Origin of the sequence: Sorangium sp. KYC3313 (assembly GCF_052075895.1) — a bacterium.
Classification (GTDB): domain Bacteria; phylum Myxococcota_A; class Polyangia; order Polyangiales; family Polyangiaceae; genus Sorangium; species Sorangium cellulosum_B.
Genome location: NZ_CP197255.1, coordinates 6,351,957 through 6,364,681, shown reverse-complemented (window position 1 = coordinate 6,364,681; position 12,725 = coordinate 6,351,957). Strand labels below are relative to the sequence as shown.

Here is a 12,725-nt window from a genome sequence, read left to right as displayed (position 1 = left end):
ATCATGCCCATTCGACCTTCATTGTCGCACACCATTCTTCTTGGCTTGCTCGCTGCCGCCTGCAGCTCGAGCGAGCCGGCTCTGGAAGGCGCCGGCGGCTCGGGCGGCTCGGGCGGCGCCGGCGGCTCGGGCGGCGGCGACGTGGCTGCGCCGCTCGTCGAGACGGAGGCGGGTCCGGTGGAGGGCGCGCTCGTCGGCGCGACGCGCGCCTTCCTTGGCATCCCGTACGCCGCGCCGCCGGTCGGGGAGCTGCGCTGGAGATCGCCCGCGCCGCACGAGCCATGGACCGAGCCGCGGGCCGCCGTCGAGGTGGGCATCCCCTGCTCGCAGCTGAACCTGCTCACCCCGGGCTACAATGAGAGCTCGGGAGAGGACTGCCTCACCCTGAACGTCTGGACGCCCGAGCGCCCGGCGTCCTCGTCCGTACCCGTCCTCGTCTGGATCCACGGCGGCGGCTTCGAGCTCGGCAGCGGCGGGGAGGCGGATTACGACGGCCGGGCGCTCTCCGAGGCGACCGGATCGGTGGTGGTCACCTTCAACTACCGCCTCGGCCCGCTCGGGTTCCTGGCCCTCCCGGAGCTCAGGTCGGAGGATCCCGATCACCCGTCGACGGGCGCGTACGGCCTGGAGGACCAGCGCGCCGCGCTCGAATGGGTCAAGGCCAACATCGCCGCGTTCGGCGGGGATCCTTCCAGGGTCACCCTGTTCGGCGAGTCCGCGGGCGGCATCAGCGTCTGCATGCACCTGGTGTCGCCCAGGAGCAAAGGCCTGTTCCAGCGCGCCATCATCGAGAGCGGACCGTGCGACTCCGCCGCGGACGAGGCGGCGGCCAGCGCGCAGGGGCAAGAGTTCGTCGAGGCGCTGGGCTGCACCGACGCGCCTTCCGTCCTCGAGTGCCTTCGCGGCAAATCGGACGAGGAGATCATGAGCGCGCTGCCGCAGGGCCCGGCCTTCCTCGAGGGCGCCGGCCCGACGTGGTTCCCTGTCGTCGACGGATGGAACCTCCCCGACACGCCCGGCAAGCTCCTCGAGGCCGGGAGCTTCGAGAAGGTGCCGACGATCCTCGGCAGCAACGCGGACGAGGGCACGCTCTTCGTCGCGCTCTGGGGCGAGTCCGCGGCGGTCGCCGACGACGCCGCGTTCGAGGCGTTCGCCGAGACGCTCGCCCCAGGCCACGGCGAGGAGGTGGTGGCGCTCTACCCGAGCGAGACCTACGGCTCGGCGCAGGCGGCGGCGATCGCGGCGCTGGGCGACGCGATGTTCGTGTGCCCGACGCGGCGGGCGGCGCGCGCGATCGCGGCCGGCGGCGCGGCGACGTATCTCTATCATTTCACCTATGCGCCCGAGAGCTCGCTGCTCGGCGATCTCGGCTCCTTCCATGCTGCCGAGATCAAGTTCGTGTTCGGCAACCCGACGCTGGTGTTGCCAGACCCGCTGACCGAGGGTGAGCTCGGGATGTCGCAGGAGATCATGGGGTACTGGTCGCGCCACGCGGCGAGCGGGGACCCCAACGGCGAGGGCGCCGTCGCGTGGCCGAGGTATGACGCGGAGGGGGACGAGAGCCTCGCCCTGGGCCTCGACATCGCGCCGCAGGCCGGCCTGAAGGGAGCGCTCTGCGACGCGTGGGACACCTTCGCCGCGGCGGCTCCCTGACGGTGCTCGCACGGAGGGCCGCGGCGCGGCGCGCCATGGCGCCATGGCCGGGACCCGGCGAGCGGCCTGCGCGGCTTGAGTCTTGAGTCCGGGCCCGCCGCGAGCGCGATCCCCGAGCGCCGCCGCCGCGCTCTAAATAGCGATAGATATTATGCTATCCTGACCCCGGTGCTCTCCTCCTACGACCTCGCCGCCATCATGGCCCGCCTCGAGGGGCGCGAGGCCGCGCTCGACCTGCTCACGCAGGAGCGCCAGGCCGCGGTCGCCGCTATTTTGCGGGCGCCGGCGGGGCCCCTGGGCACGGCGCTCGATCCTCTCGCGGGGGGCCGGGAGCCCGGGGAGGCCGAGCTCCTCCTGATCCGCCGGGCCGAGCACCCGGCCGATCCCTGGTCGGGGCACATGGCGCTCCCGGGCGGGCGGCGCGAGCCGGCGGACGAGAGCCTGCTCGCCACGGCGATCCGCGAGACGCGCGAGGAGGTGGGGATCGACCTCGCGGCGCACGGGACCTTGCTCGCGCGCCTGCCCGAGGTCCCCACGGTCGCGCGCGGGCGGCGCGCCAGGATGATCGTCGCCCCGTTCGTCTTCGCGCTGAACGCCACGCCGGAGCTCACCCTGAGCGGCGAGGTGGCAGAGACAGTCTGGACGCCGCTCGGGCCGCTCGCGCGCGGCGAGCGCACCTCGCGTTATGCCTACACGCACGAGGGAAACGTCCTCCAGCTCCCGTGCCTGATGGTGGACGAGCGGGTCGTCTGGGGGCTCACGTACCTCATGTTGAAGCAGCTCTTCGAGGTGCTCCACGGGTAACGCGGGCAGCCGCCGGCTCAGCCAGCCTGCCGCCGAGGCGCCCGCCGCTTCCCCCTCAGAACCCGCCCTCGATCGCGAGCCCCGGCAGGGTGATCGGCCCGAGCTTCCGCGGCGTGCACCTGCCGTCGTCGCAGCTCACGTCGAACACCTCCTTCGCCAGCGTCGCGTTCTGCACATCGAACACGAGCCCGAGATAGCCCCGCGCGCCCAGCGCCCAGCGCTTCGACAGGCGCATGTCGAGCCGGTAGAACGGCGCGATGCGATCCGGGTGCTCGCGCGGGGGGCGGCCCGGGGCGGCCTCGTCGGCGGGGAAGCCGGTGTAGAAGACGTGGCGGATCCCGGCGCGCCAGCCGCCGCCGAGATCGTAGAGCAGCGCGACGTGCGCCACGTGCGTCCGGTCGTAGGCCGAGGGGATCGTCGCCTTGCCCCGCGTACGCGTGGAGCGCGACAGCGTGTACGACGCCAGGAAGAACATGTCGCGGCGGAGCGCCCCGCGCGCCCCGAGCTCCAGGCCGTACGTGTCGCCCAGGCTCCGCGTGAGGAAGCGCTCGGTGCTCAGGTTCGTGCCGCGACCCGTCCCGATCGGATCGCTCAGACCGAAGGTCACCTGTCGGAACACCGAGGCGCTGAAATTGACCGGCCCCACATCGGCCTCGACGCCGAAGCTCGACTGCAGGCTGCGCTGCAGCCCCCCTGGGATGCCGCCGATCTGGAGCGCCGGCAGCGGGGCGAGGCCGGGCAGCTGCGAGGCGACGCCGATCGCCGGGATGAGCCGCACGTGCTCACCGATGCCGAAGCGGCCGACGATCTTCGGATCAACGGCGAGCGCGTTCTTGCCGAGCGAGGTGTAGTGGTCCACGCGCACGCCGGGCGTGATGGTCGACCGCTCGTCGAGCACGAGCAGCGCGTCGGCCCACGCGCCCAGCGCGAGGTCGAGCCGGCTGCGGAAGAGCTCCGAAAAGGGCTTGTCGAGCTGGGCCGTCCCCTCGGCGGGCTCGTCCCCCGCGGTGGAATCGCCCTCGGCGGGCTCGCTGTCCGATGCGCTGGAGTGCGGCGTCACGTCGTAACGGTCGACCGCGGCGTCGACGCCGGCCCGCAGCAGCGCGCGCCCCGCCAGGACGGGCCGGGACAGGCTCACCCGCGCGTTGAGCTTCCAGGCCTCGGCGCTCTCCACGCCCACCCCGCGCGACCGGTCGAGCCCGAGGGTGAGCGCCGCCCTGACGCGCGCGCCGGAGGCGGCCTCGTCGCGGTCGTAGCGCAGGTCCAGGCGGTGGAAGTCGCTGTCGAGGAGGACGTCGGTCGCCTCGGCGCCGCCCTCCTCGCCGATGGTGGCGAGGTAGTCGTACGCGCCGAAGGCGAAGACGGTGAAGCGCTCCTCCGGCCCGAGCCGGTAGGTCATCCGGCCCTGGTAGTCGGCGTAGCCCACGTCGACGCTCGGGACGAGCGCCGAGGTGAGCGCCGCGCCCGCGGCGTAGCGCCCGCCCACGAGGACGTGGGTGTCGCTGTCCATCGGCCCCTCCACGACGCCCCCGAGGTCGATGAACCGGAGGCTCCCCTCCCCGCGCCAGACGTCGGACGGCGGCGCGCTCTCGGCCTCGATCGCCGCGCCCGCGAGCCGCCCGATGTCCGCGGGATAGGGGCCGAGGTGCATCTCGACGCGCTGGACCATCGCGGCCGGGATGACGCTGGGTCCGGCGCCCACGTGAAAGAGCAGCGGGACCTGGATGCCGTTGAAGAAGTAGCCGATGTTCCCCGGCGGCGCGCCGCGGATGTAGTAGTACGGCATGCCGCTCGCGATGGCGGTCACGCCGGGCTGGATCTCGATCGCGCGGTAGGGGTCGCCGAGGGCGCCGGGCAGCTCGCGGACGTCGCGCCGCGTGAGCGAGACGGAGCCCGGCGGAGCCCGGCTGCCCTCGACGGTGACCTCGATCCCGGCGGGCGCGGCGGCCTGTCCGCCGGGGCCCACGGGAGCCGACGGCTCGGCCGGGGCCGCGCCGGGCGCCTGCGCCACCTCGGTTCCTGCCGGCTCACCGGCCGGGCGGCCTGCTGGCTGAGGGCGCGCCTCGCCCGCACGCAAGGTGGCAGCGGCCGCGAGCGCGAGGGAGAAGAGTGCGCCTGGAGATCTCACGCGGATGTCGTAAATGCGCCGCCGGGCAGCCGGGAGAACCTCCCCCGTGGCGCCCCGGAAGTAGCAAATCCAGCGTCTCGGCGAAAGCCAGGGAGTCCATCCATGCTCGGCCACCTGCGCGCCCTGGACGTGCATCCCCGCGCTCGCAGGGCGCCGGCCACGATGGCGGCGCGTGCCCTTCCCCGATCCGGGGGGCACAAAAAACAGAGCGCCCATTCGACGGCGGGGGGGGGAAGCCGTCACGGGCGCTCTGACGTCCGTGTCTAGCAGGACACGGGCCAAGGCTCCTCCCCTCTCTGTTCCTGGGGTTACCCTTAAGGACACCCCCGACGCATTTCGGTTCTGAGATCTCTGCTTTCACATCTGGCATGAGATCCGCGCCTCGGCGCCTCCTGCCAGGGCCTCCCTGCCGCAACGACTTTCCTGACGCGGCGGCCGCCAGGCTTCACGTCGCTCGCCGCCTCCGTGCCGCGCCCCGCGGACGCGCGACACGCTCGTCCTTGGCCAGGAGCTCGAGCGCGCGATCGAGCGCGAGCCCCAGCGAGCCCGCGGCGCGCTCGCTCGGAGCGCCCACGTCCGCACGGCGAGCTCGAGCCGGCCGTCGAGCGAGCGCACGACAGCGGAGAGCCGCTGCCGCTTCTGCTCGCGCGCCATGCGGGTCAGTCGAGCGTGGCGCCCGCGACAGCGGCCGCGAGGGGGAGCGAGAGCGGCGAGCACACGAGGCGGTTCAGCCGGTGATGTTGCTCTCGCCCGCCGCCGCGCGCGCCGCCCGCACCTCCCTGCGCGGCCCGATTCCCGCCGGCAGCGCCGCAGCGCCACCGTGCTTTCCACCCTCCGCGGTGAGATTCTCACGAAAAGCGCACGACCAACAAATGCTGAGATTTTCTCGGGGCCTATCGAAATACACTCGATATACACTCGAGTCATCGCGCCTCCACGGCAGATTCGGCTTCCTTGTCCTCGCTTGTCCAAGTATGAAATAGGCGTGTGAGCTCTCCTTGGCTCCGAAGTGACAAGGGCGCCGCGCGCCCCCGGTCGGGTCGCCTCGCCGGCGTGAAGGAGCGGGAAGAGAGAGGCCTGGGGCAGCGCCGAGCGATCGTCGCGGTGCCCCCTGCCGAAGAGCCGAAACGCGACACGCGAGAGAAGGACCATCACGATGAGGAGAAGGAAGGACCCGTTCGGCGTCGCGCTCGCGCTCGCCGGCGCCGGCAGCTTCGCAGGCTGCTGGGAAGGCGGCGCTGTCCAGATCTATTCGTGCAACGAACCGTGCTTCAGCCTGGATGCTCACGAGTGCAATGATCCGTGCCCCGTGTGCGACGGCGCGTGCGTGCCGCCGCCGTCCCTCGGGTTCGACGATCCCATCCTGCTCTGGAGGGGCGACGCGACCGGCGGGACGTCCCCACCGGAGTGCCCGGCGGAGGCGCCGGATCTCCTGTTCGACGGTTACAGCGGGTTCGGCGGCGAGCACAGGTGTCCGACGTGCCTTTGCACGAAGCCCTCCTGCGAGCTGCCTTCAGGCCTTCTGGGGAGCGCCTCGGCCACGTGCGACGGGACGGCGTCCACGTCGTTCGCCGCCCCCGAGGGCTGGAGCGGCGCGTGCACGGCGCCGGCCGTGACGACCTCGGGCGAGCTCGGCTCGCTGCTCATCCCGGCGCCGACGGTGAGCGCGTGCGCCCCGACGCACGATCCCGGAGGAGCGCCGCCCGAGCTGGCCGCCCCCGCGAGCACCCGGGTGCGCGCGTGCACCGGCGCGGCCGACAAGGACAAGTGCAGAGATCCCTCGATGATGTGTGTCGCGGCCCCCAGGCGGCGGTCCGGGGGCTTCACGATGTGCATCCGCTATCTCGGCCAGCGCACGCCGGAGTGCCCTGAGCCGTATCCCGATCTGCTGGCGGTCGCCCAGGGCTTCGACGACACGCGCAGCTGCACGCCTTGCGCGTGCGAGCAGCTCGAGGACGCCGCGTGCGCCGCGCTCGTCTCGGTCTACGAGGACGGCGGCTGTCGCGAGCTCCTCGGCGCAGAGACGGTGACGATGGCCGGGCCGAAGTGCGTCGCGGGGCCGGATCTGCGGCTCGAGAGCATGGAGGCGCGATGGATCAGGGACGACCCAGGCCGGTGCGCCCCGACCGGAGGAGTCGCCATGGGCCAGGTGACACCGGAGAGCCCGACCTACTATTGCTGCCAGTCAGACGAGGTCATCCCCATCTACTGATGACCCCGCCCGCCAAGGGCTGTTCGACCTGGACGCCCCATCGAGCGAGGGTGCGACTTCGTGTACCCGTACGCGCGCTTCGCGGCTATAAGAGCGAATCACGCGAAAGGGAGAGCGGATATGCGAATCGCACGATGGTGCCTCTGGCTCGCGCTCGCCGCGGCCGGTTGCAGCGCGTCCAGCCGCGGCACGTCCGCGACGGAGACCGACCCGACCTCGGGCGCCGGAGAGAGCGGTGAAGGGAGCGGCGCGGGCGGCCAGGACGACCCGTTTGGCTCCGGCACCGATATCGGCGGAAACAGCGGAGACATCGGGAATGGAGGCAACGGGAGTGGGGCCCCTGACAGCGGGTGCATCGAGCGAGCATCCCTCGTGTATGTGCTCTCACAGGACAACGAGCTCTACAGCTTCAGGCCCGATCGTAAGGAGTTCACGAAGATTGGTGTCCTGGGGTGCCGGACCGGCATGGATCCGAACTCGATGGCGATCGATCGCAATGCGGTGGCGTGGGTCAACTACGTGGAGCCCGACGACAGCGAGGGGACGTTGTTCAAGGTCAGCACCGAGGACGCGAGCTGCGAGCCCTCGGGGGCCGCGCTCTCCGACGGGTGGTCCCGGCTCGGCATGGGCTTCTCGAGCGACCTCTCGCGCCCGGACACCGAGGAGCTGTTCGTGGCGGGCGCCACGGGCACGCCGGGCATCGGGCTGGGGAGGCTCGACGGCGTGTCCGTGACGCCGGTCGGCGAGTTCAGCGGCTCGATGCGCGACATCTCGGCGGAGCTCACCGGCACCGGGGATGGCCGCCTCTTCGGCTTCTTCACGACCACCCCGGTGCAGCTCGCCGAGATCGACAAGGAGACCGGCGAGATCATCGATGCCACGGACCTGCCGGGCATCGAGACCCCCAGCGCCTGGGCGTTCTCGTTCTGGGGCGGCGACTTCTATTTCTACACCGCCCCGAGCGAGCTCGGGTCCCCGTCGCGCACCACCAACGTGAGCCGCTATCGCCCGTCGGACGGCTCGATCGACACGGACTACATGAGGAACATCGGCTTCCGCATCGTCGGCGCCGGCGTCTCGACCTGCGCCCCCCTCGAGCTGCCTCGCTGAAGCGGGCGACGGTCGACCGCTTCGGATACGGGCCCACCTCGACGTTTTCGGTGCTCAGCGCACCGGAGTGCGCTTCCGCGCCGAAAACGCCGATCTGGGCCCGTCTCCTGTGCGGGCGACCGCCGCTCGGCTTGGCATGTAGCTGAGGGGCGGAAGGGGAGGAGCTGTTGGGACGGACTTGCCAGGGTCGGCCCGATGGCATCAGGAACGGATTCGCGAAGCGCGCTCCTGGCGGTGCGGGCGTCTACCGGTCCGTCATCGCCGGCATCACGTTGTGCGTGGCCGATCGGGGCACACCCGATCGGGCGGCGAGGTGTTGCGATGCGGATGAACCTTCTCCCGGGGCGCGCTCTCTGGCTACTCGCGCTCGCGCTCACCGCGGCGTGCGGGACGGCGCCGGGCGCGGAATCCCCTGCGCGCGAGGATATCTTCCGCGCCGCGGGGCCGAACGAGTTCATCCTGCTGACCGCCCGGGGCGAGCTCGTCAGCGCCGACATCGAGCCGGGGCGCGTCGTCGGCCCGGACGTGAACCTCGGCGTGTACGCCGCCGACAGAGGGCACGGCGGGCAGACAGTCCGGGGCGTGGCGTTCAACCGGGCCGTGAACGTCACCGCGACGGGCCAGCGCGCGGCCGGCATCGTCGGCGCCATGCCGCTGGACCTCTCGGTGACCCGGGCGGAGGCAGGGCTCCGCGCGCAGGGCCTCCTGGCTGGCGCCCTCTCCGACTACCGGCTGGACGAGCGGCAGCTCACGGGCACGATCGGGCGCTGCAGCTACGAGCTCACGCGGGCGGGGCGCACCTACGAGGGGTCGCGGCGCTGCGAAGGCCAGCCTCATCGCGCGACCGTGCTCCTGCCCCGCGGGCTGTCCTCGTGGAGCGACGCCGCGCTCGCGGCCGCCCTCGGGCTGCTCCTTGGCGCCTGAGCGCGCCGCGGCCCGCACCGTCGCGTGGGCGGTGGTGAATGACAGGCCGCGCAGCGGCTGCTAGAGCTCGGGGCGACCCGGCAAGAAAGACGAAGCGCGCCGGAAGCCCGTCGGGTACGGAAGGGCCGAGCCTCCCGGGCCCCGGGCCCCGGCGGTCCTTTCTTCGCCCTCGCGCGGCACCCCCTCTTCATCCGTGACGAAGCCCAGATCCGATGGCAACGCGCCGGGCAGGCCGGCCCCGGCGACTTCACCGAACCTCCTCGAGGGACGCTCCGCGCCCATCCCCGTCGGGCCGCGCCTCGAGGCCGTGCTCGAGCTCGCCTACCGCGCGCGCCGCGCGGTGCTGCTCGAGGGGCCGACGGGGATCGGCAAGAGCGAGCTCGTCCGGCAGCTCGCCGAGCGGCTCGGCATCGCCACCGTCGTGCTCGATCTGAGCCTGCTCGAGCCGCCCGACCTCGTGGGCCTGCCGGTCATCCGGGACGGCCGGACCACCTACGCGGCGCCGTCGGTGCTGCCCCAGGACGGCGCCGGCATCCTGATGCTGGAAGAGCTCAACCGGGCGGAGCGGTACATCCAGCAGCCGGCGCTCCAGCTGCTCAGCGCCCGGCGCCTGCACGAGTACGAGCTGCCCGCGGGCTGGGTGTGCTTCGCCGCCGTCAACCCCGAGTCGGCCGATTACCAGGTGACCCCCCTCGATCGCGCGCTCCGCGCGCGGTTCCTCCACCTGAACGTCCGCGCGGACCGGGCGTCCTGGCTCGCCTGGGCGCAGGTGAACGGGCTCCACCCGGGCGTGATCGCCCTCGCGCAGGGGCACGAGCGCGTCCTCGACGACGTCCCCCCGCGCACCTGGACCTATGCGTCGCACGTGCTGAGCGCGCTCCGCCCCGAGGAGCTCGCGGACGGCGTGCTCCTGCGCGACACGCTGGGCGGGTACCTGCCCCCGAGCTGGGTCGAGCTCCTGCTCGCGTCGAAGGACACCTGGTCGACGCGGCTGCCGTTCGATCTGCGCGCGCTGCTCGCCGAGTACGGGCCGACCTCACCGGCGGGCAAGGTGCTGCGCGCGGCGCGCGAGCGCGGGGAGACCGACCGGTTCGACGAGGTGACGGCGCGGCTCGCGCCGCTGCTCGAGGGGCCGGAGGTCGGCGTGCTCGCGGCGCAGCGCAAGCTGTCGCTGGGGGCGTTCGAGGCGCTGCTCGCCGACCTGCCGGGCGACCACCGCGAGCGCCTCCAGGACGCGCTCGGCGGCAACGCGACGGCCACGCAGCTCATCGACGTCCGCCCCGAGGAGCTGCTCCAGAACTACGCCGGCAGCGCCGCCGAGCAGAAGGTGCTGGCGTGGCGCGCCGATCCGCTGCGGCAGCACCGCGTGGGGCTCGTCGTGACCGCGCTGTCGGCGCACCTCGCCCAGCAGGCGAAGCTCGTCGACGTGCGGCGGAGCAACGTCGCGCGCGTGTGCCTGGGCCAGCTGCTCGCGCAGCTGCCGGAGCGCTGGGCCCTGCGGCTCGCGGGGGCGCTGAAGAAGCACGGCGTCACGCCGGTCCGGCCGCAATGAGCGAGGCGGCGGGGCGCGGCGGGCGCGGCGAGGTGCCCGAGGACGCGCTCGCCGCGTGGCTCGACGCCTTCGTGCGCGATCCCGGCTTCCTGGAGCGGTACCCCTGCTACGCGGCGATCCTCGCGCGGCTCGCGCCGGTCGCGGACCCCTCGGTCAAGCGCATGGCCGTCTCGCTGTTCGACGGCCGCTTCTTCCTCCACGTCAACGTCGAGTCGTTCATGAACGAGCCCGTGTTCCTGCGGGGCGTGCTCCTCCACGAGGTGCACCACGTCGCGCTCGGGCACCTGTGCCACCCCAAGTTCGCGGGCGCCGACGAGCCGGAGCTCATGGACCTCGCCCTGGAGATGTCGGCCAACGAGTACATCGAGGAGCCGCTGCCCGATCCGATCCGCTGGCAGCCCTACGCCCCGATCGGCCTGCGCGGCGGCCAGAGCACGCTCGAGCGCTACGAGCTGCTCGTGAGCGCGGCGCGGGAGGGCAAGCTCCCGCAGCGCGGCGGAGAGGCCGTCGACGATCACCGCGTGCTCCGGCGCCCCTCGCGGGAGCCGGGCGCGGTGGAGCAGACGCGGCAGCTCCTGCTGCGCGCCGCCGAGGAGGCGGACGCGCTCGCGGACGACGGCGATCCGGCGGCCGTGCCCGGCCTGCTGCTCGCGGGCAAGACGCCGGGGCGGCTCATCGAGGAGCTGACGGACGCGCTGGGCCCGCCCGCGCACCCGCTCGACTGGAAGACCGCGCTCAGGATGTTCGTGGCGAGGGAGCGCGCGCCGGTGCACACGTACGCGCGGCCGAACCGGCGCTTCCCGGGCCGCGTCGGCGAGGTCCCCGGCAGGACGTACGCGCCCCGCGCGATCACGAAGCCGTCGGTGCTCGTGGCCATCGACACGTCGATGAGCATGCGGCGCGAGGAGCTCTCGGAGATCGCCCGGCAGCTGCAGGTGATGAGCGAGTCGGCGCGCATCACCGTCGTCGAGTGCGACGTGGAGATCGGGCGCGTGTACGCGTTCGACGGGCGGCTCGACGAGGTCGGCGGCCGCGGCGGGACCGATCTGCGGCCGGTGTTCGCCCCGGAGTTCCTGGCGGCGCGGAAGGTCTCCGGCGTCATCTATTTCACGGACGGCGCGGGGCCCACGCCCCCGGCGCCGCCGCCGCTGCCGGTGCTCTGGGTCCTGACGAAGCCGCTGGAGTTCGCGTGCCCGTGGGGGGAGCGGGCGTGGCTCGCGAGGAAGCCTCGGCGGGGATGACGTGAAGATGGCGGGCAAGCGCGCGAAGACGACCAAGCGACCAGGGATCGCCGCATCGAAGCGCGGCGGCGGGGGCGCGCCGGACGGCCGCGCGGAGGCCCCGCCGCGCGGCGGGTTCTACGGCGGCTGGTCCGAGGAGATCGTCGAGCACCTGGAAGACGAGTTCCGGAAGCTCCGCGCCCTCGCGACCCTCGAGCTCGGTCCCGAGCTGGAGATCGCGATGTGCCATGCGCTCCGGAAGTTCCTCCCCGAGCGCGCCGGCGTCTGTCGCGGCTGGGTGGTGGACGTCACGGGGGACAAGCAGGGCGAGGACATCATCATCTACGACGCCGCGCGCTTCCCGACGCTGCGCGGGCTGGGCGGCGACCTCGCGATCCGGGAGCGCGTGCCAGCCGAGGCTGTCCTCGCTTACATCGAGATCAAGCACACGCTGTATGCGCAGGCGAAGGTGCCCGCGAAGAGCCAGGGGCAGTCCGTCGTCAAGGCGTGTCGCCAGGTAGCGGCGGTGAAGCGGCTGACGCGCGCCCCCGTACCGCTGAAGATGATCGCGCCGAGGATCTCGCTCGAGGACGGAGCCATCCAGCGGGACAGGGGCTTTCCGGCGATCCGCAACCCCTGGTATGCGGCCATCTGGGCGCTGAACCTCCGCGTCGACAAGGGCCTGGAGGGCAACCCGGCGGAGGCGGTGAAGCGGCGCGTGGCCGCCGTCCGGCGGGCCGGCACCCGTGTCGAGCACCTGCCCGATGTGATCGCCGCGGGCCCGGTCCTGATGACGCCCGCGATCGCCGCCGCGGGGGCCCTGGAGCCACGACCGTTCACCACGCCCGACACGGAGCTCATCTTCATGAACGGGATGAAGGCCCTGGGAGCCGCCATGGAGCACCTCACCTGGGCGATCGACGACATCCTCCTCGGGGAGATCCCCTGGAGGCGCATGCTCGCCCATCAGCTCCAGCGAGCGGAGGATGAGGCAGGGAGCGTCCGACTCACCGTCACCTGATCTGGCCGGCTCTCCGGCGTTCGGGCGGCGAGCGCCGGTGGGCGCAGGGCGAGCCCCCTGCCCTCCTCGACGCGCGGTGAGCGGCGAGCCGCGGCGAGCGG

9 protein-coding genes are annotated in these 12,725 nt (G+C 72.7%); 8 read left to right on the top strand and 1 reads right to left on the bottom strand.

The genetic code is table 11. The features are described 5' to 3' along the window. The first annotated feature begins 3 nt into the window (after window positions 1-3). Together ACSRUE_RS24810 and ACSRUE_RS24805 are read left to right on the top strand one after the other, a co-directional pair. Window positions 4-1,653, top strand: a complete 1,650-nt coding sequence (locus ACSRUE_RS24810) for a carboxylesterase/lipase family protein (RefSeq protein ID WP_441285754.1) — start codon at window positions 4-6, stop codon at window positions 1,651-1,653. Window positions 1,654-1,821: 168 nt separating this feature from the next. After that, window positions 1,822-2,457: an NUDIX hydrolase gene (locus ACSRUE_RS24805; protein ID WP_437766664.1), complete on the top strand. Its 636-nt coding sequence runs from the start codon at window positions 1,822-1,824 to the stop codon at window positions 2,455-2,457. Between the two features lie 55 nt (window positions 2,458-2,512). On the opposite strand, the gene ACSRUE_RS24800 is transcribed toward ACSRUE_RS24805, so the two are convergent. Beyond that, window positions 2,513-4,468 (bottom strand): TonB-dependent receptor plug domain-containing protein, encoded by a 1,956-nt coding sequence (locus ACSRUE_RS24800; RefSeq protein ID WP_441285753.1) that lies wholly within the window; start codon window positions 4,466-4,468, stop codon window positions 2,513-2,515. Between the two features lie 1,273 nt (window positions 4,469-5,741). Here ACSRUE_RS24800 and ACSRUE_RS24795 point away from each other — a divergent pair. From ACSRUE_RS24795 to ACSRUE_RS24770, 6 genes are all read left to right on the top strand, one after another. Continuing rightward, a complete protein-coding gene (locus tag ACSRUE_RS24795) occupies window positions 5,742-6,797 on the top strand; it encodes a hypothetical protein (RefSeq protein ID WP_441285752.1) in 1,056 nt (351 codons plus the stop codon). Window positions 6,798-6,917: 120 nt separating this feature from the next. Beyond that, the gene (locus ACSRUE_RS24790) at window positions 6,918-7,907 is read left to right on the top strand and encodes a hypothetical protein (protein WP_441285751.1); all 990 of its coding nucleotides are present in this window, start codon (window positions 6,918-6,920) and stop codon (window positions 7,905-7,907) included. Window positions 7,908-8,234: 327 nt separating this feature from the next. Then, window positions 8,235-8,831, top strand: a complete 597-nt coding sequence (locus ACSRUE_RS24785) for a hypothetical protein (RefSeq protein ID WP_441285750.1) — start codon at window positions 8,235-8,237, stop codon at window positions 8,829-8,831. A 193-nt stretch (window positions 8,832-9,024) separates the two neighbouring features. Continuing rightward, a complete protein-coding gene (locus ACSRUE_RS24780; RefSeq protein WP_441285749.1) occupies window positions 9,025-10,383 on the top strand; it encodes an AAA family ATPase in 1,359 nt (452 codons plus the stop codon). Then, window positions 10,380-11,624, top strand: a complete 1,245-nt coding sequence (locus tag ACSRUE_RS24775; RefSeq protein ID WP_441285748.1) for a vWA domain-containing protein — start codon at window positions 10,380-10,382, stop codon at window positions 11,622-11,624. The genes ACSRUE_RS24780 and ACSRUE_RS24775 overlap by 4 nt, the downstream gene beginning before the upstream one ends. Before the next feature lie 7 nt (window positions 11,625-11,631). Then, window positions 11,632-12,624, top strand: a complete 993-nt coding sequence (locus tag ACSRUE_RS24770; protein ID WP_441285747.1) for a DUF6602 domain-containing protein — start codon at window positions 11,632-11,634, stop codon at window positions 12,622-12,624. Window positions 12,625-12,725 lie beyond the last annotated feature (101 nt).

Bases quoted from the DNA above. Each gene is read 5' to 3' on its own strand.
- ACSRUE_RS24775 (WP_441285748.1), top strand. From the start codon at position 10,380: ATGAGCGAGGCGGCGGGGCGCGGCGGGCGCGGCGAGGTGCCCGAGGAC.
- ACSRUE_RS24790 (WP_441285751.1), top strand. From the start codon at position 6,918: ATGCGAATCGCACGATGGTGCCTCTGGCTCGCGCTCGCCGCGGCCGGT.
- ACSRUE_RS24795 (WP_441285752.1), top strand. From the start codon at position 5,742: ATGAGGAGAAGGAAGGACCCGTTCGGCGTCGCGCTCGCGCTCGCCGGC.
- ACSRUE_RS24785 (WP_441285750.1), top strand. From the start codon at position 8,235: ATGAACCTTCTCCCGGGGCGCGCTCTCTGGCTACTCGCGCTCGCGCTC.
- ACSRUE_RS24810 (WP_441285754.1), top strand. From the start codon at position 4: ATGCCCATTCGACCTTCATTGTCGCACACCATTCTTCTTGGCTTGCTC.
- ACSRUE_RS24770 (WP_441285747.1), top strand. From the start codon at position 11,632: ATGGCGGGCAAGCGCGCGAAGACGACCAAGCGACCAGGGATCGCCGCA.